Origin of the sequence: Bradyrhizobium sediminis (genome assembly GCF_018736085.1) — a bacterium.
Taxonomy (GTDB): Bacteria; Pseudomonadota; Alphaproteobacteria; order Rhizobiales; family Xanthobacteraceae; genus Bradyrhizobium; species Bradyrhizobium sediminis.
In genome coordinates, this window is the sequence record NZ_CP076134.1 from 284272 (window position 1) to 308199 (window position 23928).

Below are 23928 nucleotides of genomic sequence, written 5' to 3' on the forward strand. Positions count from 1 at the left end.
GGATTGCTTCGCTGCGCTCGCAATGACGGCCCTTAAACCTCCTACAGCGGCAATTCCGGCTCGCGGCGGGCGTTGCGCCTTGCTGCCGTGGTCGAGGCCGACGTCGTCGAGCGAACGAAGCTCCAGCGGATCGAGGGGGCGTGCCGAGAATCCTGCCGGATCACGATCTGGGCGGTGCGGCGGGGGCCGTCATTGCCGGCCAGGAACACGCTGTCCTCGAGCTCGACCTTGTCGTCGAGCGCCTCGAAAGTCCAGACGTCGCGGTTCGGCAGCACCAGCATCACGCCGCGGGCGTCGGAAAGGCGGCTCGCCTTCACCGCGGGGTGCAGATGAAATCGCAGCGCGTAGTCGGTTTCGTTGCCCCTGATCCGCCCCCCCGGGGCCGGCGCCACGGTGTCCTCGCCGTCGAGCCTGGAGCCGTCATGCGCGGCCATCAGCACCCGGCGATGCACCACGCCGAACTTGGCGAGGTAGCCGTCATGCGACGTGGTCAGCAGCACGCCGCTGGCGACCGTCTCGCGATGGCTTTCGACATGGACCGGGCCGCTGACGATGGGCGAGCCCTGCAGCAGCCGCTTCATCGCCGACAGCTCGACGAACTGGCACGATGAGGTGTCATGGTAGGCCAAGGTGGAATGCGCCGGCGTGCTGCGCGCAAAGGCGCGCCAGTTGTCGCGCCCGGTGCTGGGCATGCCGCAATTGACGATGATCCGGCTGAGACCGGAGGACAATTCGAACGAGAGACAGCCGGCATGGGCGTCGTGGCTGACGCTCGGCGGCGGCGGCGCGCCGGTGTCCATGATGACCGTCATCGCGCCGGCATCGAGGCGCTGAAAGCCGGTATGCGGCATGTTCGCCATCGGCGCGCCATGAGTGTCGTCATAGGCGAGCAGCGTCGCCAGCAGATCGGACGGCGCGCTGCTCATGCCGTTGAACAACGCAAAGCTGCCGTCGCCATGGCGGAAGAAGCGCAGCATCGGCATCATGCGGTCAATGGCGTTCAACAGCGCCGCCGGCGGCGCGATGTTGCGGGCGGCGAAGGTCTGCCGCAGCGGCAGCAGGTCGATCAACAGCTCGATCAGCGCGCCGGGATTGCGCGAGATGTGCCCGCCGTCCGGGAGGATCTGCCGCTGCAGCTCGTCGGAAAGCTTGCGCGTTGCGGCGCGGATGTGGCGCGCCTGGTTGGCGAGGCAGAGCGAGGCGTAGCATAGCGCGATCAGCACCTGCAGCCGCGGCACGCCGTCGGCGATGTCGAGCATCGTGTAACGCAAATAGCGGATTTCGCGCGTCAGGCTGCGCAGATAGCGCCGGTAGAATTTGCCGTCGGTGTCGCCGAGCACCAATGGGGCCTGCGACAGCAGCGAGATGACGCGGCGCGCCAGCACGTCGGCGCGGCGGCCGACCGGGCGCTTGTGCGCCGGATTTGAAATCCAGTCGTCAATCAGCGAGCGCGCATTGGCGCGGGTCAGCGCGGTGTCGGCGGCGCGCAAATGCCGCAACCATCCGAAGCCGAGCAGCGCCACCTCCCAGTCTTCCGACGGCGGCTCGAGATCGAAGATCGAGCGGCCGTGGCAGGTCACGATCTTGCCGGCGAACACGAAGCGGCCGGCATAGATCTCGGCGGCGCGGGTGGCGTCGGCGGTGCGCAGATCGTGCGGGGCGATGATCAGGCGATCGGTGCGGCCCGGCCATAGCCGCGACAGCGCCACCGAGCCCCCGCTCGCACGCGCCATCAGGTTCCGCGCGAAGCGGCCCATGATCAGCGTCGAGATACGTCTGCGTTGAGCGACCGACACGCCTTGCCTTGATCGGGAGGATTCGATGCGAATCCTTTTAATCCGGAAACGCGGCCAAGACACCCTCTTGAAAACGGACGAATCAGCGAGGGAGTGCCAAAATCCGGTTTGAAATCAAGATTTAATCAGCCGGGCGGCGTAAAAGCCATCGAGACCGCCCAGGCGGGGGTCGTCGTGCGGCAGATGGCAGGGCAGGGTGCGCAAATCGCCGTCCGGGGTCAGGATTTCGCTGAGGCCCGCGACCTCGCCGGCGTCGATCGGGGCGCGGCGCATGCCCGGCTCATTGGCGAGAAGGGTTGAAATGGCCTGCTCGCCTTCTTCCGGTTCAAGCGAACAGGTGCAGTAGACCAGCGTCCCGCCCGGCTTGAGCAGCGCGGTGGCCCTTTGCAGCAGCCGTTTCTGCACCGCCATCAGCGCGCCGATATCGGCCTCCTGCCGCAGCCAGGCCACGTCCGGGTGGCGCCGGATGGTGCCGGTCGAGGCGCAGGGCGCGTCGACCAAGATACCGTCGAAACCACCGCTATTGTTTCCCCCTTGCCACTCGGCGGCGTCGGCCACCACCGTTTCCGCCTCCAGCGCCAGCCGGGCGAGATTTTCGCGCAGCCGCGCCATGCGGCCGGGCGAACGGTCGACCGCGGTGACGCGCGCGCCGGCCTGGATCAGTTGCGCGGTCTTGCCGCCGGGGGCGGCGCAGAGATCGGCGATGGTCTTGCCGGTGATGTCGCCGAACAGGCGCGCCGGTAAGGCGGCGGCGGCGTCCTGCACCCACCACTGGCCTTCGGCGAAGCCCGGCAGCATCTTCACCGAGCCCTGCAGCAGCGTGCGCACGGTCCCGGTCGGCAGCGTTTCGCCGTGCAGGCGCGTCGCCCACTGCGCGGGATCGGACTTCACGGTGATATCGAGCGACGGTTCGTGGCTGAGCGCCACCGCCATCTCGCGCGCGGTGGTTTCCCCGTAATGCGCGATCCAGCGCGCCAGCAGCCACTCGGGAATATCGAGTGTCTGCGACTTGACCTCGTCGATCAGCGGCTGTCCTTCGCGCGCGCAGCGGCGCAACACCGCGTTGACGAGCCCCGCATATTTGGCGGCGCGCCGGTCCGACTGCACCAGCCGCACCGACAGGTCGACCGCGGCGTGATCGGGAACGTCCATCCAGAGAATCTGCGCGGCGCCGATCAGGAGCGCGCTCTGCGCGCGGGGGGCGTCGGTCGGAATGCCGCGATCGAGCAGCCGCGACAGCACATGGCCGAGCGTGCCGAGCCGCCGCAGGATCGTCGCCACCAGCCGCCGCATCAGGGCGCGGTCGCGATCGGGCAGCGTCTTCAGTCCGGGATGGGCGCCGGCGCCATCGAGCTGGTCATCGAGCGTCCGTCGCTTGTGCAGAACGCCGTCGAGAATATCCGCCGCGATCCGCCGCGCCGCTAGACCGGGCACCTCGGACGGCATTGCGAATCGTTGAGGAGCCATGGAGCGGGAACATCTCGGGAAAAGGGGTGAAGGATCGGCGCGGTTTTGGCCATGCCGCCGAATGGACGGCACCTCTGACACGCGAATAAGCCAAATATAAGAATCGCCTTGAAGATTTCACAGTTCGGGCGCGATCTTTATTCCTGAGCCTTGAACCGAGGGGGATTGATCCGATGGCTGGAAACGCTGACGCGACGGACGCGTCCTCGCCGCCCGCAACGGCCGTCGCCGTCCCCGAACGCAGGCAACTCACGCCGGCGGCCCAGCGCGCGCTCGCCGAGGCCGAAGCGCGCCGGCAGGCCGCCGAGGCCAATGCCCGGCCTGCCGCAAGGGAATTGCAGGGACCGAAAGGTCCGGAACCGACGCGCTATGGCGACTGGGAGAACAAGGGCATCGCCTCGGATTTCTGAGCGGGAGCTCTCAGGTCCGGTCGTGGCCCTTGCCGATTTGGGGCGACTCACCCTAGTTTGGGAATATGTCCCCATTTAACAGAATAAATACTTATCAGGGCAGGCCACCTTTTCAGAAAAGGTCCTGGCGCCGTCGGCTTTCGGCTGCCCTGCCCTGGCTATTCGTTTTGGGCGTGGTAGCGGGCACGCTGCTGCCGGTGCGGCGATGGGCGCATTGGCCGGCTTCGGTCTCCTCGCAGCCATCGGCCGACAGCCAGGCGGCGCGGGATAGCGAAATGGTCTGGAAGAGTGCCGGAAATCCCGGCGTCCGCCACCCGGTCGATGTGATCCGGACCATCGATGGCGACACGTTCGAGGCGCGGGTGTATCTGCGGCCGGGGCTCGATCTGACGACGCGGGTTCGCTTGCGCGGCATCGATGCGCCGGAGCTGAAGGCGTCCTGTCCGCAGGAATTGCAGATGGCGGAAGCCGCCGGAGAAGCCTTGCGCAACCTGCTCGGAGAGGGCGAGGTCACGATCTACAATATCGGCCCCGACAAATATAACGGGCGCGTCGTTGCCGATATCGCGACGCGCCGCACCGACAACGTCTCGGCGGCGCTGGTCGCCAGGGGTTTCGTGCGCAGTTATGGCGGCGGCCGCCGCATCGGCTGGTGTGCGGGATAAGCCTTCAAACGAAAGAGCCGCGCAGCAGCGCGGCTTTGTATGTCCGTGCGTCATTCCGGGATGGTCCGAAGGACCAGACCTCAGGTGCGCAATTGCGCACCGGGGAATCTCGAGATTCCCCGATGCGCAATTGCGCATCTGAGGTTCGCTCGTTTCACTCGCGCCCCGGAATGACGAAAGTGGAGCTCAGTGAGTCACGACGACGGTCGTGCCGACGGAGACGCGCTGATAGAGGTCGGTGATATCGGCGTTCAGCATGCGGATGCAGCCATAGGAGACGAAGCCGCCGACCGAGCCCGGCATGTTGGTGCCGTGGATGGCGTATTCGCCGCCGGCCAGCGTCATCGCGGCGACGCCCATCGGATTCCGCGGCGAGCCGCCGGGGATCACGCTCGGCATCGATGGCTTGTCGCGCCTGACTTCGGCGGGTGGCGACCAGGCCGGATTGGTGTACTTGCCGTCGATCCGGGTGGTGCCGGCCCACTGCTTGCCGGCGCGGCCGACGCCGACGGGATAGCGAACCGCGCGGCCCTGATCGACCACGAAATAGAGACGGCGTTCATGGGTCTTCACCACGATCGTTCCCGGCGAATAATCGCCCCGGAAACCGACGATATCCGGCCGCGCCTCGGCCGCGGTCGACAACAGGGTCCCCACCCCGATGGTGGCCGCCAGCGCCACCGCAATCCTCAACGACATCAATCTCTCCACTTTGACGCGGACACCTCTTGCGGGGCCGCCAAATCTTTCAGATCCCGTCCAAAACGCCGGTTTGCCCACGCATTTTTAACTGCGTGCCTTAACCAAGCCGTTTCCACGCCGGGCCCGGGGCTCGTTCAATGCGGGGGGAACAAAGAAAATGTTGCAAACAAAGTAAATGACTTGAAAACAACACTCGCCGGGAAACGGCCGGCGAGCGCCGGTCGGCCCCTGATGATTGCGTGAGGTTTTCCCGGCACGCGAGCCAACAGGTCGCGCGGATGCGCGATCGCGGGCTCCGTGCCGCCCCGACCGCGCGTCTAGGCCGAGGCGTCCTTCTTGTTCTGGCGGTGCGCGACGAGGTCGTCGACCACGGCGGGATCGGCCAGCGTCGAGGTATCGCCGAGGCTCGAGGGTTCATCCTCCGCGATCTTGCGCAGGATGCGGCGCATGATCTTGCCGGAGCGGGTTTTCGGCAGGCCGGGCGCGAACTGGATCAAATCGGGCGAAGCGATCGGGCCGATGTCCTTGCGCACCCACGCGACCAGTTCCTTGCGCAGCGCCTCGGACGGCTCGGTGCCGGTCATCAGCGTCACATAGGCATAGATGCCCTGGCCCTTGATGTCGTGGGGATAGCCGACCACGGCGGCTTCCGAGACCAGCGCGTGCGCCACCAGCGAGCTTTCGACTTCGGCGGTGCCCATGCGATGGCCGGAGACGTTGATCACGTCATCGACGCGCCCGGTGATCCAGTAGAAGCCGTCGGCGTCGCGGCGGCAGCCGTCGCCGGTAAAATATTTGCCCTTGTAGGTGGAGAAGTAGGTCTGCTCGAAGCGGGCGTGGTCGCCATAGACGGTGCGCATCTGCCCCGGCCAGGATTTGGCAATGCAAAGATTGCCCGAGCATTCGCCTTCCAGCACCTTGCCGTCGGCATCGACGATCTCGGGCACCACGCCGAAGAACGGACGGGTCGCCGAACCCGGTTTGAGCCTGGTCGCGCCGGGCAGCGGCGTGATCAGAATGCCGCCGGTTTCGGTCTGCCACCAGGTATCGACGATCGGACAGCGTTCCTCGCCGACGACCCGGTAGTACCATTCCCAGGCTTCCGGATTGATCGGCTCGCCGACGCTGCCGAGCAATCGAAGCGACTTGCGCGAGGTCTTCTTGACCGGCGCATCGCCGCCCTGCATCAGCGCGCGGATCGCGGTCGGGGCGGTGTAGAAGATGTTGACCTTGTGCTTGTCGATGACGTTCCAGAACCGCGAATTGTCGGGATAGTTCGGCACGCCTTCGAACATCAGCGTGGTCGCGCCATTCGCCAGCGGCCCATACACGATGTAGCTGTGGCCGGTGACCCAGCCGACGTCGGCGGTGCACCAGTAGATGTCGCCGTCGTGGTAGTCGAACACGTATTGATGCGTCATCGCCGCATACACCAGATAGCCGCCCGTGGTGTGCAGCACGCCCTTGGGCTGGCCGGTAGAGCCCGACGTATAGAGGATGAACAGCGGATCCTCGGCGTGCATCGGCTCGCACGGACATTCCGTCGTCACCATCTCGGCGGCCTCGTGGTGCCAGAAATCGCGCGAGGGATTCATGTCGACGGCCGCACCGGTGTGCTTGACGACGACGACCCAATCGACATCGCCGGCCTTGGCGATCGCGGCGTCGACGTTGGCCTTGAGCGGCACCTTCTTGCCTCCGCGCAGGCCTTCGTCGGCAGTGATGATGATCTTGGATTGGCAGTCGGTGATGCGCTGGGCGAGGCTGTCGGGCGAAAAGCCGGCAAACACCACCGAATGAATCGCGCCGATCCGCGCGCAGGCCAGCATCGCGTAGGCCGCTTCCGGGATCATCGGAAGGTAGATCGTGACGCGGTCGCCTTTGCCGACGTTGCGGGTGCGCAGGATGTTGGCCATCTTGCAGACTTCGTCATGCAACTGCCGATAGGTGATGTGCTTCGACTGCGAGGGATCGTCGCCCTCCCAGATGATGGCGGTCTGGTCGCCGCGTTTTTCGAGATGGCGGTCGATACAGTTCCAGGCGACGTTGAGGACGCCGTCCTCGAACCATTTGATGGAAATGTTGCCGGGGGCAAAGGACGTGTTCTCGACCTTGTGGAAGGGCTTGATCCAGCCGATGCGCTTGGCCTGTTCGCCCCAGAAGCCATTGGGATCGCTGACCGAGCGCGCATACATTTCGCGGTACTTGGTGTCGTCGACCCAGGCGCGCTTGGCCCATTCCGCGGATACGTCGTAAATCTTCTCGGACATATTTACCCCTCCACCCCTGCGGCCAGTGAACGCGAGCACCAAAGCCGTCATTTGTTGCGTCAATTATGCGTGGACCTACCGGCACCGACAAGCGGAAGAAATAGGACCTTAGGTGGGTCCATCGCCGCTGCGGGATCAAAACTCCGGCCGGGCCGGGGTGGGTGCCGGCTGGACCCGGACAACCTTCACGATCGCGTTTTTCGTTAGTCAAAAATCCTCTGCATGGCGCCCATTCCAGGCTGAACGGTATTCTGAAACCGTACTGCGCAAGGGATGGGCTGGCGCTCGCGGCCATTACCCCCTAAATGGCCTCCCCGGGGCCGGGCGCCCCTCCGGAACGAAAGACCGATAAACGGCAGTACCGGACGAACAGTTGGAGTAAGGCGTCTAAAGTCATGATGGATCAGCAGAATTTCGAGGCTGCGCGGCCCGTTTCCGCCGATCCTGCCGTTGCGCTGTCGCAGGCGCTGGGGCAGATGCCTAAGCCCACGCAGAAGATTACGCCCAAGGCGAATGCCGGGACGGTCGCCAAGACGGCTTCGGTGGAGGCCCTCGCCCAGGAACTGGGCCTCAGGCTCGGCGACCAGAACCAACTCACCATTCGCCGCATCAAGCGCGGCAGGAGCTATTCATTCGTTCGCGCCAACGGCACGGCGGTCCGCCATGCCGGCACCATCAGGCGTCTGCACTCGATGGCGGTGCCGCCGGCCTATGCCGAGGTCCGCTACTCGCCCGATCCGAGTTCGCATCTGCAGGCCGTCGGCCGCGATGCGGCGGGCCGGCTGCAATATCGCTACCATTCCGATTGGGAAAAGGTTCGCGAACAGCGCAAGGCCCACCGGCTGGCGCGGCTGGTCGCGGCTTTGCCGAAGATCCGCCGCAACGTCTCGATGCACCTCTCCGGCGACACCCCGACCCGTGAATTCGCGCTCTCGGCGGTGATCGAACTGATCGCGCGCACCGCGATCCGTCCGGGCAACGAATCCTATGCGCGGCTGAACGGCACCCGCGGCGCCACCACGCTGCTGAAATCCAACGTCACGCTGGAAGACGATAGCGTCGTGCTCTCCTTCAAGGCCAAGGGCGGCAAGGCCGTGCGCAAGGAATGCGATGCCGCCAAACTGGTGCGCGCCATCAGCATCCTGCGCGGCGTGCCCGGCAAGCGCATGTTCCAGTACCGCGACAATTCCGGCACGGTCCGCGCGGTTTCCACCACCCAGGTCAATGCGTTCCTGCGCGAGATTGCCGGCATCAAGATTTCGCTGAAGGATTTCCGCACCTTGATGGCATCAGCCGTGGTGCTGGAATCGCTGTCGCGGATTTCACCGGCGGCCAGCGCCCGCGGCCGGCGCAAGCAGGTGCTGGACGCCGTCCGCGCCGCCGCCGACGAACTGTCGAATACGCCTGCGATCTGCCGCAAGAGCTATGTCCATGACACCATCGTCACCGCGTTCGAGGACGGCATCCTCGAGCGCTTCGCCGCGACCATGAAGGGCTATCGCTCGCAATCGAAGCGCGAGCAGCTTTTGGCGCAGGTGGTGACCGCGGCGGCGGCCTGATCTAGCCGCCGGCGTACTCGCCATTATAAGCGAGCATCTCCGCCGGCGTCGGCGGCTCCCAGACCTTCTCCATAAAATCGAACATCCATTTGGGGACGTCGAGCGAGAAGGTTTCGCCGCGGGTCTCGTTGCGGCCCCGGACGCGGTTCCATCGCTCTTCTGCGGGCACGTCGAGAAAATGCAGCACCACGGAAAACCCGGCCTCGTCGGCCAACGCCGCAAAGTTCGCGCGATTGCTGGCGCGCAAGAACGAGAGGTCGAGCACCGGTGCCGCACCGGCGCGCGCGCACTGGACCGCCATCCGGCCGATCTGCTGCTCGCAGCGTTCGACCCGTTCCACCACCCAGTCGAATGGCATGGGCTCGGGCCTGTCCTTGGCGAACAGCCCGACCATCCACTCGTCGATCGAGAACCTGATGCCATTGAGTTGGAGCGCCAGGTCCAGGGCATAGGTGGTCTTGCCGGCGCCGGTTGACCCGCACACCAGATGAAAAGCCGGAGCCATCGGGGGCTTCCTTCATGCCTGATTTCGATCCGGAGATATTATCCGGATAAAATCGGACGTCAATAATATCCGGGTAATATTTGGGCGGTCGCATCGCCAATTGACGCTTGGGAGCTACAACGATTGGGAGATCAGGTACTTGGCGCGAGCCTACATTCCACCCATCTTGCAGACGATCTTCCATTCGTCCGCCGTCACCGGCTGCACCGACAACCGCGAATATTTCACCAGCGCCATGTCGGCCAGGTGCTTGTCGGCCTTGATCGCGGCCATCGTCACCGGTGTCTTCAGGGGCTTGTCGGCCTTGATGTCGACGCAGACGAACTTGCCGGTCTTGTCGCTCGGATCCGGATAGGCCTCCTTGATGACTTCCGCGATGCCGACGATCTCCTTGCCCTCGTTGGAGTGATAGAAAAAGGCGCGGTCGCCCTTCTTCATTCTCACGAGATTCTGCCGCGCGGTGAAATTGCGCACGCCGGTCCAGGCTTCGCCCTTGGCGCCCTTTGCCACCTGCTGATCCCATGACCAGACCGATGGCTCCGATTTCACCAGCCAGTACGCCATTGTCATCCCTCCGCCTTGAACGGGCGCGTCAGCAGGCTCTCGATGGCTTCGTCGATCGTCGCCTTGCCGCTCAAGATCGCCGCGACCGCATTTGATACTGGCATATCGACATTTTGCGAAGCCGCGAGTTCGATCAGCACCGGTGCGGTGAATTCGCCCTCGGCCAGTTTGTCGCGTGGCCGCCCTTCGCCGCGTCCGAGCGCCACGCCGAGTGCGAAATTGCGCGACTGCGGGCTGGAGCAAGTCAGGATCAGGTCGCCGAGGCCCGAGAGGCCCGCCATGGTTTCGCTGCGCGCGCCGCAGGCGCGTCCAAACCGCACCAACTCGCTGAAGCCGCGCGTGGTCAGCGCCGCCTGCGCCGAGGCGCCGAGTTTGCGGCCGACCACGATGCCAGCGGCGATCGCGAGCACGTTCTTCGCCGCGCCGCCGATCTCGACGCCGCGAACATCGGTGGTGTGATAGGGCCGGAAGGTCGAAGACCCCAGCGCCTGCACCAATTCACTCGCAAGCGTCTCGTCCTTCGCTGCCAGCGTCACTGCGGTAGGCAGGCCGCGCGCCACGTCGTCGGCGAAGCTCGGCCCCGACAGGATCGCCGGCATCGCGTCGGGCGCGGCCTCCGCGATCACCTCGGTCATGAACTTATGCGTGCCGCGCTCGATGCCCTTTGCACTCGCGATGACGGGCGCCGCCTTGGCAAGGTGAGGCGCAATTGCCTCAACCGCGGCGCGCAAATTCTGCGCAGGCGTTGCGATCAGGACAATGTCGGCGCGAGCGGCCAGTGCGAGATCGGCGATGACCTCGACGCCCGCGTCGAGACGCACGCCGGGCAGGCGGGGATTTTCGCGCATCGACTGAATTTGTGTTGCGATCGCAGCGTCGCGCGCGCAGAGAACGACCTCGCGCCCGGCCCGAGAGGCGACGGCGGCAAGCGCCGTCCCCCATGCACCGGCGCCGATCACGGCCACAGATTTGAATGCTGACATCGTCAGGCTCCCGCCTAGAAGCCGGCGCGTGTATTGGCAAAACCGGCCGGCGCCGTGGCGTTGGCATCGAGCAGCCAGCGCGCGCGGGGCGCGGCGTCCATGGTGTCGATCATGCCCAATGCCAAACGCTCAGCGCCAGCCCAGGCGATCATCGCGCCGTTGTCGGTGCAGAGCGCCGGCGGCGGAATGATCAGCGTGGTCTGCGCCTTCGCGGCGACGTCCTGCAGCGCGCCGCGTATCGCCTGATTGGCGGCGACGCCGCCGGCCGCGACCAGCGCGCGCGGCGGCCCGAACCGTTCGCGGAACAGCCGCAAGCCGACGCTCAATCTGTCCGCCGTCGATTCCAGCACCGCTGCCTGAAAGCCGGCGCAGAGATCGCTGATATCTTGAGGCTCCAGCGGGTTGATGCGGCTCGCCTCATTACGAACCGCAGTCTTCAAGCCCGACAGCGAGAAATTGGCATCGGGGCGGCCGAGCATCGGCCGCGGGAATGCGAACCGTTTGGCGTCGCCGCCGCTGGCGGCGCGTTCGACCTCCGGTCCGCCAGGGTAGGGCAGGCCGAGCATTTTTGCGACCTTGTCGAAGGCCTCGCCCATGGCATCGTCGACCGTGGTGCCGAGCCGCACATATTGGCCGACGCCGACCACGGCGACGATCTGGGTGTGGCCGCCGGAAGCCAGGAACAGGCAATAGGGAAACGCCAGCGCGCAGGTCAGCCGCGGCGTCAGCGCGTGGGCCTCGAGATGGTTGACGGCGATCAGCGGCGTATTGTGCACCATCGCGATGGCTTTCGCGGTGGTCAGCCCCACGATCACGCCGCCGATCAGCCCGGGCCCGGCCGCCGCCGCGACCGCCGAAAGCTCTGCGAAGCCAACGCCCGCTTCCTTCATCGCGTTGCCGACGATGCCGTCGAGCACGTCGACATGGGCGCGCGCGGCGATCTCCGGCACCACGCCGCCGAAGGCGGCATGCTCCTGGGTTTGCGAGCGCACGATATTGGACAAGATGCGCCCCGACCCATCGCCCAGGCGTTCGACCACGGCGGCGGCGGTCTCGTCGCAGGTGGTCTCGATTCCCAGCACCAGCATTCGCGAGTCGTTATCCAATTTGAGCCCTTGCGCTATCGGCCAAAGCGGCGTTTGCCTATCCTCCGGTTAGCATTGCGAGGTCGTAAGGTGCAATCATCCGTTGATGCAGAACGCCCGGGGCAGATAATCTGAATTATGGCCGTTCTTGTCACGCGCCCACACCCGGACGATGCGACCACCGCAGCACGCCTGCGCGGCAGGGGCTACGAGGTGTTGCAGGCGCCGGTGTTGCGGTTCGAACCGGTGGCCTTCCACGACGATATGGACGCGCGCTACAGCGCGGTCATCGTCACCAGCGCCAGCGCGGTGCGCAGCATCGAGCACCATCTCAAGGGTCACCGGCTGCTCGAGCTGCCGCTGTTTGCGGTGGGGCAGCATACCGCGGACGCCGCCCGGCGCGCCGGATTCACCCATGTGATCTCGGCCAGCGGCGACGCGGCAGGCTTGCGCGATCTCGTGCTCGCAAGGATGAAAGCGAAGGAGCTGAAAAAGGCCTCGACGCTGCTGTATCTTGCCGGCGCCGATCTTGCCCGGGATCTGGCCGGGGAGCTCGGCGAAAGCGGCTTGCGGGTGGTGACGCAGACAACCTACCGGATGGTGCCGGTCGGGAGCCTGCCGCGAGAGGTGTGCGACGCCTTCGCCGCCAACCGGATCGAGGCGGTGCTGCATTATTCACGGCGCAGCGCGCGCGCCTTCCTGGATGCGGCGCGGGCGGATGGGGTGGAAATATCGGCGCTGTCGATCGTGCAATGCTGCATCTCGGCCGCCGTGGCCTCCGTCGTCCGCGAGGCTGGGGCCACGCAGGTCGTGGTGGCGGCAACCCCGGATGAGGATGCCTTATTCGAGGCGCTGGAGCGTGCTTTGCGAGCCTGATCGGAGTAAGAGGATATGCGAATCTGGTCACGTTCGCCGCAACTGATGAGGAACCGTCATAATGGCCGATGACAGGCCCGAAGATATTGGACCGTCGCCCGATTCAGGTCGCGCCAAGCGCGCACCGCCGACCATCGACCTCGAGGCAACCGAGGTATCGGGCGACGCTGACAGTACCGGCGCGGCCGAGGAGTCCGAACCAACGTCGCCGCGATGCTCAGTGGCGGCGATTTCCGCTGCGGTCATCGCAGCCGTTTCCGGCGCCGGTGCTGCTGCGCTGGTGATCGCCGTGGCCTGGCTCGCGGGATGGCCCCAGGTCCCTCCGCCTGCGGCGCCCCAAGTCAATTCCGCCGTCAATTCCGCCGCCGTCGACGACCTCGCCGTGCGTATTGCCGGCATTGAATCCAGGATCAGCAAGCCCGCGGTTGCCGCGCCTGATCCCGCGGCCGCCGCACGCGCCGAAGCGTTGGAAAAATCGCTCGCTGCGCTGCGCAGCGAACTCGCCAGCCAGCGCGCGCAGTCGGAGAAGCTGGCTTCGGCAATCAACGATGCGAAATCAGCACCGCGCGAAGCGGCTCCCTCGGTGGACCTCTCCGCGATCAACGAGCGCATTGCCCAGATCGAGCGCGCAGCTCGTGCGCAGAGTGCCGCAATCGCGCAGGAAAGCAGCAAGCCGGCCGATGACGTGCCGCTGCGCCGTATCGTGGCGGCTGCCCTGCTCGATGTTCTGGTTCGAATCGGCGACCCCTATCCCGCCGCGCTGGTGGCGGCGAAATCGCTCGCGGCCAATCCGGAGGCGCTGAAGCCGCTCGAAGGGTTCGCGGCTTCGGGGGTGCCGAACGCCGCCAGCCTGAGCCGCGAACTGCTGACGCTGGTGCCAAAGCTGTCGCCGCCGGCGCCGGAGAGCTCCACCACCGGTACCGGCATCGTCGATCGCCTGCAGGCGGGCGCCGCAAAGCTCGTCCGCATCGAACGCACCGACGCGGCCGGCACCGACCGCGGCGCCGTCGTCGCGCGGGTCACGGCGGCGGCGCTGCGCAACGATTTTTCCGAGGCGAGGCGCGAGCTGAAAACGCTGGCGCCGGGCGACCGCGCCGCGGCGCAAGCCTGGCTCGAGAAGGCAGACGCCCGGGATGCGGCGCTGGCCGCATCCCGTCAATTCGCGGCTGACGCCATGGCGGCGCTCGCCAAACCGGCGCAATAGGACACCGATGTATCGGATCATTCTGTTTCTGGTGTTGATCGCGCTCGCAGCCGCGGGCGCGGCGTGGGTTGCCGATCAGGGCGGCGACGTCGTGTTGTCGTGGGGCGGCTGGCGCGTCGCGACCTCGCTGCCGGTATTCGCACTGGCCCTCGGCATTGTCATTGTCGCGGCCGTGCTGGCATGGACCATCCTGCGCGGGCTCTGGCGCATGCCGGCGCGGATCAGGCGCAGCCGGCGCGAACGCCGTCAGGCGCGCGGCCGCCATGCCATCACCCGCGGGCTGCTTGCGATCGGTCACGGCGATGCCGCCGCGGCTCGTCTGCACGCCGATGTGGCGCGCCGCCATGCCGCGCACGATCCCCTGGCGCTGCTGCTGCACGCGCAATCGGCGCAGCTCGACGGCGACCGCGAAGGCGCGCAACGCGCGTTCCGCGCCATGGCCGAACGCGAGGACACGAGGCTGTTGGGCCTGCGCGGGCTGTTCATCGAAGCACAGCGCGCCGACGATCCCGTCGCCGCCGTCATGATCGCGGAAGAGGCGCTGAAGCTGGCGCCGGGGTCGACCTGGGCATCGCATGCTGTGCTGGGATTCCGCTGCGCCAAGGCCGACTGGAACGGCGCGCTGACTATCCTCGACAACAATCTCGCCTCGGGCCTGATCGACAAGGCTGCGTATAAGCGTCAGCGCGGTGTGCTGCTGACGGCGCGCGCGCTGGAACTGGAGAATGCCGACCGCGACCTGTCGCGCGAGAGCGCGAAGGAGGCGGTCAAGCTGGCGCCGACTTTGGTGCCGGCCGCGGTGCTGGCGAGCAAATACGAGAGCGAGGCGCATCAGGTGCGGCGTGCGATGCGGATCGTGGAGACGGCCTGGCTGGCGCAGCCGCATCCCGACCTCGCCGATGCCTACGCGCATGTGAAGCTCGGGGATTCCGCGCGGCAGCGGCTGGTGCGGATCGAGACGCTGGCCGCGAAAGCGCCCGGCCATATCGAGAGCGCGCTCGCCATTGCCCGCGCTGCGATCGACGCTGCGGAATTTGCCCGCGCCCGCGAGGCCTTGGCGCCGTTCACCGCGGCGCCGACGCAGCGGGTGGCGATGCTGATGGCGGAGATCGAACGCACCGAACATGGCGACAGCGGCCGGGCTCGCGCATGGACCTTGCGCGCGGTGCGCGCGATGCACGATCCGGTGTGGACCGCGGATGGCTATGTCAGCGATCGCTGGCGGCCGGTGTCGCCGGTGTCCGGCCGGCTCGATGCGTTTCAATGGCAGACGCCGCTGGCGGCGTTGCCGTCCGACCAGGGCGCCGCGATCGAATCCGCAAGGCTCGAGGAAGAGATGCTCGCGCCGCCGCGGCGCGTCGAGCCGCCGCGCGAGCCCCCCGCCGAGGTGACCGTGCCATCAGCGGCGCAGGATAATTTGCCGGCCCTGGCGCCGGTAGCCGACCCGATCCCGGCCTCGCCTGTGGCTGGGCCAGCGCCCGCCCCGGCGCCACCGCCGCCGGCCGAACCCGCGCCGGTGGTGGCAGCGCCCTTGTTCCGGGCGCGCCAGGACATTCCCAAAACCGCCCCCTCCAGCATCCCCCAGGTGATTCCCATCGTTCGGGCGCCGGACGATCCCGGGATCGACGACGAGGCGGCAAGCGACGAATTTGCGGAACAAATCGGCCCGGCGCAGGGCCAGGCCGGCGGCTGGCGCGGGTTCCTGTCCCGCTGGGGCAGCTAAGCAGAGCGTTTTCGAGCGAAGCATGCCCCCGGACTTGATCCGGGGGTGGGTACCGGTTCGTGTGAAGAAAACGCGTCAAAAAATAGCGCTACCGGCCCTCGCAAGACCGCGTTTTTCTTGCCAAATCGGGCGGTGCCCGATATCAGGTGCGGGCGTTTTCAGGCCCTTTCTTGAACGCGCCGCTTGGTCCGCCGCAATAGCTCAGTTGGTAGAGCACGTCATTCGTAATGACGGGGTCACAGGTTCGAGTCCTGTTTGCGGCACCAGTTTTTTTCCCAAATGCGAAAAAGCCGGAAGCCTCGTTGGGCGCTGCCTTGCGTCTGACGGCCACTGCGTGATCCACCTCACATAACCGCATTTCCGCCCGACCTAGTCTCCCCCTCGACGCTCAAGCACGGGAGATTTCGCATGCGTAAACTCATTTTGATCGCCGCCATGGTTCTGGCATCCGCGTCCGCTCAAGCCGGCGAGATGCGAAGCCTGACGCTGGCATCGAGCGATCAGCCGGCCGCAGCCGAGCAGCCCAAGGCCGTTGAACAAAAGGCCGTCGAACAGAAGCCTGTTGAACAAAAAGCCGTCGAGGAGAAGCCGGTCGAGACGCTGAAAGCCGTTGAGGCTCCGGCCGCTACCGAAGCGCCGAAATTTGTCGCGCGGCCTGCGGCTGTCGGTACGGCAACCGAAACGCCGAAGGTTGAATCGATCAAACCGGTCGCCGAGAAGAGCACGCAGACGACCAGGGTTGAAAATCCGAAACGTCGGCGCGAAACGACCGAAGCGCGCGTGATCCGCGAACTGCATCGCCACGGCATCTACTGGTAGGGCCCTCAATTCCCGCCATTGCAAGCGCAAGTGAAGCAATCCGGTTCCTAACCGTCTGGATTGTTTCGCTGCGTATATTTGCATTCGCGGCCGGCCGGTTCCACGCAATGACGCTCTCGCGCAGCGATGGCACGAGTCAGCCACGGTCTTGAACTAATCGTGACCTGTGAAGCAGTTCACATCGAAAATTTAGAGCCGAGCTAATACGCGGTGCGAACGAACCCGCTCGTGGGAGGCATCCGTGTCACCAATTGGCAATCAGCGTAAAATGAACCTCAATTTCGACTGGCCGGGGATTGTTCGAACCTTGCTCGTCCAGGTTCTTGTCTTGCTCGCGCTGACCGGCGCCGTCGTCTGGTACCTGAACTGGTCGTCGGATCTCGCCTTGGAAGAATTTATCCGCGCGGACAAATCGTCGGTGTCGAGCTCGAACCATCAGCCGCAGTCGCAAGTTCCGGCGCAGACCGTGAAGAGCAAATCGGCCTGCGCCCCGAAAGCTTGAGCGACTATTCCGTAACGGTCTGCACCACGCTGCTGACCGGACGGCTGGAGACGGCCGGCAGCTTCATGTCCTTGACCAGGACCGCGTCGTATTCGGCCATGGTTTCGAGCTGCACTTTGGCTTTCATCTGCACGACCTTGTAGCCGCCGGCCTTCAGCCGCCGCAACAGCGTGGGCAGGGCTGCAGCGGTGTGCTTCTGCAGATCGTGCATCAGGATGATGCCCTTGCCTTGCTTTTCGAGCTTGGTCATCACGGTGTTGACGATCTGCGCCGGGTCCTTGGCCCTGAAGTCGAAGGAGTCGACGTCGCAGGAGAAGATCGCGATATTGCGCGAACCGAGATAGTCCACCGAGGCCGGCGTGTGCTGCAGTCCCGGAAAGCGGAAGAACGGTGCGGGCGCTGCGCCCAGCGCCATCTTGATCGCGCTGAAACCCTTTTCGACCTCTTCCTTGACCTGCTGCTCGGTCAGCTTCTTGCTGTCGAGATGCGCATGCGACCAGGTGTGGGAGCCGACGGTGTGACCGGCGGCGGCGACCTGCTTGAGAATTTCCGGATGATAGGTGGAGTGCTTGCCGACCGGGAAAAACGTTGCCTTGGTGCATTCCTCGGCCAGCGACTTCAGCACCGAGGGGGTGGTCGGCCACGGGCCGTCGTCGAATGTCAGCACCACTTCCTTGTCGGTCAGAAAGTCGAGCTGCTTGAATTGCTGGAAGCCGAAGCCCGGACCGCCTGTGGTGTCGACGACCACGACGCGGCTGACGCCGAGCGCATCCGGATTGGCGCAGGTGGTCTTTTGCTGCACCGGCGCGGCAGGCTTGGCGGGAACCGGGGCCGAGAGGGCGGCGGTGACCTCAACGTCCTCGCGCGGCCGGCTTGGCTTGGCGGCGGCGACGGGAAGCGGCTCGGCCTTCCGGGCATTGACGGTTTGGGGAGGTGCCGCATCCGCCTTCGGCGAAGAGGTCCAGAACCACACGGCAGCAATGACAACAGCTGAAACAACACTCGCCAGCATCAGGCCTAACGCATTACGCATCGTTACACTTTCCAGAAAATTCACGACATCCCGCGCAGGCGCCATTAATGCAAACGAGGTCTTAACGACCCACCAACGACGGCTGGCCGGGCCAAATTTTTTTGCCTTCAGGGCCCCGCGGCGAAGCGTCGCTCGGAGGCGACCGCGCCAGTGAAACCCGCGGCTGGGATCGCCGGATCATCATCAAGACCAGCCTGCGACGGAGGAAAAAAGGCGTTTCCGCAGGATTTTGCAGTGTGATGGACGTCACAGCGGCCACGCCGCCGTTCAGGCAATGTCTGCGCATCAACAACGGGCCCGCTGAGCCGGGCCAAAGGGAGCCGACAATGACCGCTTACCTTACCAGGACCATCCGCCGCGCCGGTTTTGTGCTGGCCTTCGCGGTCTCTTTCTCCGCACTGTCGGCGACCTCGAGCTTCGCCTTCAGCGCCGAAGCGCAGCAGATGTGCACCGGCGACGCGTTCCGCCTCTGCAGCGACGAGATCCCGAACATCCCGAAGATCACCGCCTGCATGTTCAAGAAGCGCGCCAGCCTCTCCACCGGCTGCCGGGCCGTGATGGACCGCGATCTGGCGCAAAAATCGAACAAGGTTGCCGCGCAGTAATCCGGGTTCAGCGCCTACCTTCCCAATCGCCGCAACGTTGCCCAAAACACGTTGCGGCGCCGGTTCGAGCGCATTAGAACGCGCTCAGTGCATGACCGGGTAGGCGTAACACCATGACCAGATTTCTCTTCGTCATTCCGCTCGCTCTGATGGCTTCAGCGGCTTCGGCGCAGCAGGGCGGCGACGCCTGTACGCGCGATGCCTCACGGTTTTGCCGGGCCCATCTGAACGACGGCGACCAGGTCGTTCTGGCGTGCCTGAAGCAGAACCGTGCGCGGCTCAGCAAGGGCTGCCAGCAGGTGCTGGCGAGTCACGGGCAGTAGAACGCTGTCATTCCGGGGCGCGCGAAGCGCGAACCTCAGATGTGCAATGGCACATCGGGGAATCTCGAGCTAATTACTTCTGGATTCCGGGTTCAGCCCTGCGGGCTGCCCCGGAATGACGCTCAGGTACTGCCGCCCGCCGCCGTCGCGACCGGCAACACCTCGTTCGCGGCGCGGTCGGGCGTGTCTTCCTTCCAGCGCACCGATCCGAATGGCCGCTCCAGCATGCGGCGGACGCGCACCGGACCCGGTCCGAGGTGAAAATCCATCGCCTGCTGGTGCAGCGCGCGTTCGGATTGGGTCGAGCGGCTGCGCTGACGCAGATAATCGAGCCAGGTCGGGCAGTGATAGCGCTCGGTCCACAATTCCGGATCGGCGATGTCGCGCGCGATCGACCAGCCATAGGCGCCGTTGCGCTGGCGGCTGAGCTGGACTTCCTGCATCACATTGTGGAAGGCGCGGGCGTTGTCCTGGGCGACGCGGTATTCGATCTCGACGACCAAAGGCCCGCTGCGCCCGGTCAGCGACAGCCGCACTTCGGGGTCGGCGAGAACCTCCGCATCCTCGTTGCGCGCGCCGACCGGCGGCATGCGCAGCCACAGGCCGAGCAGCGGCGAGACAGACATCATCGCGGCGGAAACCAGCAGCGCGGTTTCCACGCCGGCCAAGTCGGTCAGATGTCCCCAGCCCCAGCTCCCGATCGCGATGCCGCCGGCAATCGAGGCCTGGAATGCCGCCAGCGAGCGGCCTGCGACCCAGCGCGGGGCGGAGAGCTGTACGCCGATATTGAACAAAGCAACTGCCGCCATCCAGACCGCGCCGGCGACCACCAGCGCGACCGCCGTCAGCACCGGTTGCCGGCTCAACGCGACCGCGGTGATGGCGCCCGCCATCGAAAGCGTGCAGGCGCGGATGGCGGCCTCGCCGCTCATCCGCTTGCGCAGTTCACCGATATTGAGCGCGCCGATCACCGCCCCCATGCCGAAGGCGCCGAGCATGATCCCGTAGGTTTGCGCGCCGCCATGCAGGAGATCGCGGGCGATCAGCGGCATCAGCGCCATCACCGAGCCGCCGATCACGCCCGTCACCAGCGTGCGTACCAGCACGATGCGGATCGAGGGAGAGTTGGCGATATAGCGGACACCCGAGATCATCGCGCGATTGAGACGCTCGCGGGGAAGCCTCGACGGTTCGCTGACGCGCCGCCAGAGAAACAGCACGATGAGAAGCGGAAGATAGAGCACCGCATTGACGGCGAAAGCCGCGACCGCGCCCGCGGTGGCGACGATAACGCCGCCGATGGCCGGACCAAAACTTCGCGCGATGTTGTAGCTGATGCCGTTCAGCGCCACCGCGGCAGGCAAATTCTCCGCCGGCACCTGTTCGCTAACCGAAGATTGCCACGCCGGTCCGAACAGCGCCATGCCGCTGCCGACGATGAAACAGAAAAGGAGAAGAACGTTCGGCGTGACCAGACCGAGCCACGCCATTGCCGCCAGCGCGGTCGCGCCGACCAATGCGATCGAAAGCGAAACCAGCGCCACGACCCGCCGGTCATACATGTCGGCGATGGCGCCGGCCGGCATCGAGATCAGCATGATCGGCAGCATCAGGGCGGTCTGCACCAGCGCGACCTTGTCGGCCGACGACGTCATCTGCGTCATCGCCCAGGCGGCGCCGACGCCCTGGATCAGGAGGCCCAGATTGGAAAGCAGGCTGGCGAGCCAGATCCGCCGGAACACCGCATGCCGCAGCGGGGCCGCCACGCCGTCCCCAGCAAACATCGAGCGTTTTGGCGGTTCCGTCATGGCCCGTTCCATCTGCGCCGGTCACGGCCGGCCCCGATTCCCTGCGATCTGGAGTGATGCCTGCGAAAGTCCTTCGCTGTCCAGTGGCAAAGTCGCTATCAACGGTCACACTGGACGGCTAAAAATGCTGGAAATTAGGGGGAGCGACAAAATGGGCATATCGCGGCGGACACTACTGAAAGGGGCCAGCGTGCTGCCCCTGGCAGCCGGCCATTTCGGGTTTTCAGCTTTTGCGCAAACGGCGCGGGCTGCCTCGGGCGCGGCGCAGGTTCCGCCCATCCTGTTCCTGCATGGCAATGGCGACCATGCCGCGCTGTGGATCACCACGCTGTGGCGGATGGAATCGAACGGTGTTCCGCGCGACCGGATGCTGGCGATCAATTTCACCGATCCGCTGGCGCGAACCGACGACAAGGTCGAGCAACCGAATCGCTCGTCCACGGAAGACCAGCGCCGCGAACTCGGCGAGGCGATCAAGGAATTGAAACGCCGCACCGGTGCGCCGCGGGTGGCGCTGGTCGGCAATTCGCGCGGCGGCAATCCGATCCGCAATTATATCAAGAACGGCGGTGGCGCCGATGTCAGCCACGCCGTGCTGTGCGGCGTTCCCAATCACGGCGTCTATGACTGGGAGCAGAACCTCGGCAACGAGTTCAACGGCCGCGGTGCGTTCCTGCGCGGGTTGAACGACGGCGACAGCGAAGTGACGCCGGACACCGCGTTCCTGACGCTGCGCAGCGACGGCATCGACAAATATGCGCAAGCCGATGGCCGCTTCGTCGGCAAGCCGGGCACGCCGACCGGCGTGACCCCGGAGGGTCCGGAGCTGAAAGGCGCCACCAATCTCGTGCTCGGCGCGATCGATCATCGCGAGACGGCGTTTCATCCGCGTGCATTCCGCGAGATATTCAAGTTCATCGCCGGCCGCGAGCCGGACCGGATCGCGATTGCACTGGAAGCGGAGGTCAGACTGAGCGGACTGGTCACGGGTACGCCCGGCGGCGTGCAAACCAACCGCCCGGTGCCGGGCGCGACGGTCGAAGTGCATCGCGTATCGCCCGACACCGGCGAGCGCCTGGGCGGCCCGCTCCATTCGTCGCAAACCGGCGCGGACGGGCGCTGGGGGCCGGCCAAAGTCGACCCGTCCTGGAACCTCGAGATCGTGCTCGTCTCAGCCGGTTCGACCACCACGCATTTCTACCGTTCACCGTTTCCGCGCTCTTCCGACGTCGTGCATTTGCGCGCCGCCCGGCCGCTGGGGCCGGCCGACGCGGGGGCGGGCGCGGTTGTTTTGATGTCGCGGCCGCGCGGCTATCTGGGCTTGCCGCGCGATGTGGTGCTGTTCGACGGCAAGCAACCGGCGGATGTGAAGCCGGGCGTGCCGACCGACTCGGTCGCTACATTGCGGCTTCCGGCCGCGGAGGCCGGGCGTGCCGTTGCCGCGCAGTTCAACGAGGAGCGGATCGTCGCGCGGGCGTGGCCGGCATCGGAAAACAGGATTGCGCTCGCCGAGTTCACTTACTAGCTGTTTGATCCGACCCGATCCGCGCGCCTCATGGCGCCCGGATGGGGGCCTGATATGGGTGAGCGACGCCAAGCGGGCCGACGGCCCGTCAGAACTGCGAGGCCTATGTGAGCATAGCCGAAGCTTGGGACACGCCCGTTGCGCATCGGCCGCTGGTGCCGCCGAGCCCGCCGCGTGCGCCCGACACCATGACCGTATTCGGGCGGATGATGGCGATGCGCGAGAGCGTGATCGGCACCTGGGGGCAGCGCGCCTATGAAGAGGACATCATCTGCGGCCGCTTCTTCGGGCGCTCCAGCTTCATTCTCAATACGCCGGATTCGATCCGCCATGTGCTGGTCGACAATTACGAAAATTACGTGCGCACGCCGGCCGCGATCCGGGTGCTGCGTCCGGTGCTGGGCGAAGGCTTGCTGATCGCCGAAGGCCGCGCCTGGAAGCATCAGCGCAGAACGCTGGCGCCGGCCTTTACGCCGCGCGCAGTCGCAACGCTGGTTCCGCACATGGTAGCGGCAACCGACGAGACCATCGCAAAACTTCAGGCGGCCAGCGCGGGGCCGGTCGATCTGCGCGAGGCGATGCAGCGGATGACGCTCGAGATCGCCGGGCGCACGATGTTTTCGTTCGGGATGGATCGCCACGGCGCGGCGTTGCGCGATTTCGTGATGGAATATGGCGAGCGGCTGGCGCGGCCGCATTTTCTCGACCTGCTGCTGCCGCTGAGCTGGCCGAGCCCGCAGGATTTCTCCCGCGCCCGGTTCCGCAAGCGATGGACGCGTTTCGTCGCCATGCTGATGGCGGAACGCCGGGCCGCCGGCAAGAACGAAGGCGCCCCGCCGCGCGACCTGTTCGACCTGATGACTGCCGCGCGCGATCCCGAGACCGGCGAAGCCTTCACCGACGAGCAGTTGGGGGATCAGGTGGCGACGATGATTCTCGCCGGCCACGAGACCACCGCCACCGCCCTGTTCTGGTCGCTGTATCTGCTGGCGCTCGATCCGGACACGCAGGAGCAACTGGCCGCCGAAGTCAAAGGCGCTGATGTCAGCGACGCGTCCGATGTCGAGCGGCTGAAATTTACCCGCGCGGTGGTCGACGAGACCATGCGGCTCTATCCGCCGGCGTTCCTGATCGCACGCGCCGCCGCTGTGCCGGACACCATCGCGGGCATGCCGGTGAAGAAGAACGATGTGGTCCTGATCGCGCCATGGCTGCTGCACCGGCACGAAAAGCTCTGGCGCGATCCGAACGCCTTCATCCCGTCCCGTTTCATGCCGCCTGCGCCACCGCCCGATCGCTTTGCCTATCTGCCGTTCGGCGTCGGCGCCCGGGTCTGCATCGGCTCGCATTTTGCGCTGGTCGAAGCCACCCTGGCGCTGGCCAAGATCATCGCCACGTTCAAGGTCGAGCTTGTCGACCAGGCGCCGGTGATGCCGATCGGCGTGGTGACGACGCAGCCCGACCGCTCGCCGATGTTCCGCATCACGCGTCGGTGACGAGGCAT

At 65.9% G+C, this 23928-nt stretch carries 22 protein-coding genes and 1 tRNA gene; 13 read left to right on the plus strand and 10 right to left on the minus strand.

Annotation, left to right across the window (positions count from 1 at the left end):
- Nucleotides 1-41: 41 nt before the first annotated feature.
- Together KMZ29_RS01375 and KMZ29_RS01380 are read right to left on the minus strand one after the other, a co-directional pair.
- Entirely contained in the window at nt 42-1757 is a 1716-nt protein-coding gene (locus KMZ29_RS01375; RefSeq protein ID WP_215624091.1) for a heparinase II/III family protein, read from the minus strand.
- A 153-nt stretch (nt 1758-1910) separates the two neighbouring features.
- Complete coding sequence (locus KMZ29_RS01380) at nt 1911-3263, minus strand: RsmB/NOP family class I SAM-dependent RNA methyltransferase (protein ID WP_215622150.1); 1353 nt, start codon at nt 3261-3263, stop codon at nt 1911-1913.
- A gap of 173 nt (nt 3264-3436) precedes the next feature.
- Here KMZ29_RS01380 and KMZ29_RS01385 point away from each other — a divergent pair, with 173 nt between their 5' ends.
- On the plus strand, nt 3437-3673 hold the full coding sequence (locus KMZ29_RS01385; RefSeq protein WP_215622151.1) for a DUF1674 domain-containing protein: 237 nt from the start codon (nt 3437-3439) through the stop codon (nt 3671-3673).
- Nucleotides 3674-3738: 65 nt separating this feature from the next.
- Entirely contained in the window at nt 3739-4338 is a 600-nt protein-coding gene (locus KMZ29_RS01390) for a thermonuclease family protein (protein WP_215622152.1), read from the plus strand.
- Nucleotides 4339-4524: 186 nt separating this feature from the next.
- On the opposite strand, the gene KMZ29_RS01395 is transcribed toward KMZ29_RS01390, so the two are convergent.
- On the minus strand, nt 4525-5037 hold the full coding sequence (locus tag KMZ29_RS01395; RefSeq protein ID WP_215622153.1) for a L,D-transpeptidase: 513 nt from the start codon (nt 5035-5037) through the stop codon (nt 4525-4527).
- A 320-nt stretch (nt 5038-5357) separates the two neighbouring features.
- A complete protein-coding gene (gene acs, locus KMZ29_RS01400) occupies nt 5358-7310 on the minus strand; it encodes an acetate--CoA ligase (protein ID WP_215622154.1) in 1953 nt (650 codons plus the stop codon).
- A 395-nt stretch (nt 7311-7705) separates the two neighbouring features.
- On the opposite strand from acs, the gene KMZ29_RS01405 reads away from it, so the two are divergent.
- The gene (locus KMZ29_RS01405; RefSeq protein ID WP_215622155.1) at nt 7706-8869 is read left to right on the plus strand and encodes a DNA topoisomerase IB; all 1164 of its coding nucleotides are present in this window, start codon (nt 7706-7708) and stop codon (nt 8867-8869) included.
- Nucleotide 8870: 1 nt separating this feature from the next.
- On the opposite strand, the gene KMZ29_RS01410 is transcribed toward KMZ29_RS01405, so the two are convergent.
- From KMZ29_RS01410 to tsaD, 4 genes are all read right to left on the minus strand, one after another.
- Entirely contained in the window at nt 8871-9374 is a 504-nt protein-coding gene (locus KMZ29_RS01410) for a P-loop nucleotide/nucleoside kinase family protein (RefSeq protein ID WP_215622156.1), read from the minus strand.
- A 150-nt stretch (nt 9375-9524) separates the two neighbouring features.
- A complete protein-coding gene (locus KMZ29_RS01415; RefSeq protein WP_215622157.1) occupies nt 9525-9938 on the minus strand; it encodes an EVE domain-containing protein in 414 nt (137 codons plus the stop codon).
- Nucleotides 9939-9940: 2 nt separating this feature from the next.
- On the minus strand, nt 9941-10921 hold the full coding sequence (locus KMZ29_RS01420; RefSeq protein ID WP_215622158.1) for an NAD(P)H-dependent glycerol-3-phosphate dehydrogenase: 981 nt from the start codon (nt 10919-10921) through the stop codon (nt 9941-9943).
- Nucleotides 10922-10935: 14 nt separating this feature from the next.
- On the minus strand, nt 10936-12009 hold the full coding sequence (tsaD, locus tag KMZ29_RS01425) for a tRNA (adenosine(37)-N6)-threonylcarbamoyltransferase complex transferase subunit TsaD (protein WP_215622159.1): 1074 nt from the start codon (nt 12007-12009) through the stop codon (nt 10936-10938).
- A 135-nt stretch (nt 12010-12144) separates the two neighbouring features.
- Between tsaD and KMZ29_RS01430 the strand changes: the two genes are divergently transcribed.
- The 6 genes from KMZ29_RS01430 to KMZ29_RS01455 all read left to right on the plus strand — a co-directional run bounded on the left by KMZ29_RS01430 (nt 12145) and on the right by KMZ29_RS01455 (nt 17130).
- Nucleotides 12145-12882, plus strand: a complete 738-nt coding sequence (locus KMZ29_RS01430; RefSeq protein ID WP_215622160.1) for a uroporphyrinogen-III synthase — start codon at nt 12145-12147, stop codon at nt 12880-12882.
- 61 nt (nt 12883-12943) lie between these two features.
- A complete protein-coding gene (locus KMZ29_RS01435; RefSeq protein ID WP_215622161.1) occupies nt 12944-14086 on the plus strand; it encodes a COG4223 family protein in 1143 nt (380 codons plus the stop codon).
- 7 nt (nt 14087-14093) lie between these two features.
- Nucleotides 14094-15809 carry a heme biosynthesis protein HemY gene (locus tag KMZ29_RS01440; RefSeq protein ID WP_215622162.1) on the plus strand — a complete coding sequence of 572 codons (1716 nt, stop codon included), beginning with the start codon at nt 14094-14096 and terminating at the stop codon, nt 15807-15809.
- A 190-nt stretch (nt 15810-15999) separates the two neighbouring features.
- Nucleotides 16000-16075, plus strand: a tRNA-Thr gene (locus tag KMZ29_RS01445).
- A gap of 157 nt (nt 16076-16232) precedes the next feature.
- Entirely contained in the window at nt 16233-16628 is a 396-nt protein-coding gene (locus KMZ29_RS01450) for a hypothetical protein (RefSeq protein WP_249779804.1), read from the plus strand.
- A 268-nt stretch (nt 16629-16896) separates the two neighbouring features.
- Entirely contained in the window at nt 16897-17130 is a 234-nt protein-coding gene (locus tag KMZ29_RS01455) for a hypothetical protein (RefSeq protein WP_215622164.1), read from the plus strand.
- A 4-nt stretch (nt 17131-17134) separates the two neighbouring features.
- Here the strand turns inward: KMZ29_RS01455 and KMZ29_RS01460 are convergent, their stop codons facing one another.
- Nucleotides 17135-18163 carry a polysaccharide deacetylase family protein gene (locus KMZ29_RS01460; RefSeq protein ID WP_215622165.1) on the minus strand — a complete coding sequence of 343 codons (1029 nt, stop codon included), beginning with the start codon at nt 18161-18163 and terminating at the stop codon, nt 17135-17137.
- 326 nt (nt 18164-18489) lie between these two features.
- Between KMZ29_RS01460 and KMZ29_RS01465 the strand changes: the two genes are divergently transcribed.
- Together KMZ29_RS01465 and KMZ29_RS01470 are read left to right on the plus strand one after the other, a co-directional pair.
- Nucleotides 18490-18768 carry a hypothetical protein gene (locus KMZ29_RS01465; RefSeq protein WP_249779157.1) on the plus strand — a complete coding sequence of 93 codons (279 nt, stop codon included), beginning with the start codon at nt 18490-18492 and terminating at the stop codon, nt 18766-18768.
- A 113-nt stretch (nt 18769-18881) separates the two neighbouring features.
- On the plus strand, nt 18882-19091 hold the full coding sequence (locus KMZ29_RS01470; protein WP_215622166.1) for a hypothetical protein: 210 nt from the start codon (nt 18882-18884) through the stop codon (nt 19089-19091).
- Between the two features lie 122 nt (nt 19092-19213).
- On the opposite strand, the gene KMZ29_RS01475 is transcribed toward KMZ29_RS01470, so the two are convergent.
- Nucleotides 19214-20899: an MFS transporter gene (locus KMZ29_RS01475; protein WP_215622167.1), complete on the minus strand. Its 1686-nt coding sequence runs from the start codon at nt 20897-20899 to the stop codon at nt 19214-19216.
- A gap of 151 nt (nt 20900-21050) precedes the next feature.
- On the opposite strand from KMZ29_RS01475, the gene KMZ29_RS01480 reads away from it, so the two are divergent.
- Together KMZ29_RS01480 and KMZ29_RS01485 are read left to right on the plus strand one after the other, a co-directional pair.
- Nucleotides 21051-22424 carry a hydrolase gene (locus KMZ29_RS01480; RefSeq protein WP_215624092.1) on the plus strand — a complete coding sequence of 458 codons (1374 nt, stop codon included), beginning with the start codon at nt 21051-21053 and terminating at the stop codon, nt 22422-22424.
- Between the two features lie 107 nt (nt 22425-22531).
- Nucleotides 22532-23920, plus strand: coding sequence for a cytochrome P450 (locus tag KMZ29_RS01485; protein ID WP_215622168.1), 1389 nt, complete (start codon nt 22532-22534; stop codon nt 23918-23920).
- Nucleotides 23921-23928: the final 8 nt, after the last annotated feature.

Coding starts and splice junctions, on each gene's coding strand:
- KMZ29_RS01375 (WP_215624091.1), bottom strand. CDS start 1,757: ATGGGCCGCTTCGCGCGGAACCTGATGGCGCGTGCGAGCGGGGGCTCG.
- KMZ29_RS01380 (WP_215622150.1), bottom strand. CDS start 3,263: ATGGCTCCTCAACGATTCGCAATGCCGTCCGAGGTGCCCGGTCTAGCG.
- KMZ29_RS01385 (WP_215622151.1), top strand. CDS start 3,437: ATGGCTGGAAACGCTGACGCGACGGACGCGTCCTCGCCGCCCGCAACG.
- KMZ29_RS01390 (WP_215622152.1), top strand. CDS start 3,739: ATGTCCCCATTTAACAGAATAAATACTTATCAGGGCAGGCCACCTTTT.
- KMZ29_RS01395 (WP_215622153.1), bottom strand. CDS start 5,037: ATGTCGTTGAGGATTGCGGTGGCGCTGGCGGCCACCATCGGGGTGGGG.
- acs (WP_215622154.1), bottom strand. CDS start 7,310: ATGTCCGAGAAGATTTACGACGTATCCGCGGAATGGGCCAAGCGCGCC.
- KMZ29_RS01405 (WP_215622155.1), top strand. CDS start 7,706: ATGATGGATCAGCAGAATTTCGAGGCTGCGCGGCCCGTTTCCGCCGAT.
- KMZ29_RS01410 (WP_215622156.1), bottom strand. CDS start 9,374: ATGGCTCCGGCTTTTCATCTGGTGTGCGGGTCAACCGGCGCCGGCAAG.
- KMZ29_RS01415 (WP_215622157.1), bottom strand. CDS start 9,938: ATGGCGTACTGGCTGGTGAAATCGGAGCCATCGGTCTGGTCATGGGAT.
- KMZ29_RS01420 (WP_215622158.1), bottom strand. CDS start 10,921: ATGTCAGCATTCAAATCTGTGGCCGTGATCGGCGCCGGTGCATGGGGG.
- tsaD (WP_215622159.1), bottom strand. CDS start 12,009: ATGCTGGTGCTGGGAATCGAGACCACCTGCGACGAGACCGCCGCCGCC.
- KMZ29_RS01430 (WP_215622160.1), top strand. CDS start 12,145: ATGGCCGTTCTTGTCACGCGCCCACACCCGGACGATGCGACCACCGCA.
- KMZ29_RS01435 (WP_215622161.1), top strand. CDS start 12,944: ATGGCCGATGACAGGCCCGAAGATATTGGACCGTCGCCCGATTCAGGT.
- KMZ29_RS01440 (WP_215622162.1), top strand. CDS start 14,094: ATGTATCGGATCATTCTGTTTCTGGTGTTGATCGCGCTCGCAGCCGCG.
- KMZ29_RS01455 (WP_215622164.1), top strand. CDS start 16,897: ATGAACCTCAATTTCGACTGGCCGGGGATTGTTCGAACCTTGCTCGTC.
- KMZ29_RS01460 (WP_215622165.1), bottom strand. CDS start 18,163: ATGCGTAATGCGTTAGGCCTGATGCTGGCGAGTGTTGTTTCAGCTGTT.
- KMZ29_RS01465 (WP_249779157.1), top strand. CDS start 18,490: ATGACCGCTTACCTTACCAGGACCATCCGCCGCGCCGGTTTTGTGCTG.
- KMZ29_RS01470 (WP_215622166.1), top strand. CDS start 18,882: ATGACCAGATTTCTCTTCGTCATTCCGCTCGCTCTGATGGCTTCAGCG.
- KMZ29_RS01475 (WP_215622167.1), bottom strand. CDS start 20,899: ATGACGGAACCGCCAAAACGCTCGATGTTTGCTGGGGACGGCGTGGCG.
- KMZ29_RS01480 (WP_215624092.1), top strand. CDS start 21,051: ATGGGCATATCGCGGCGGACACTACTGAAAGGGGCCAGCGTGCTGCCC.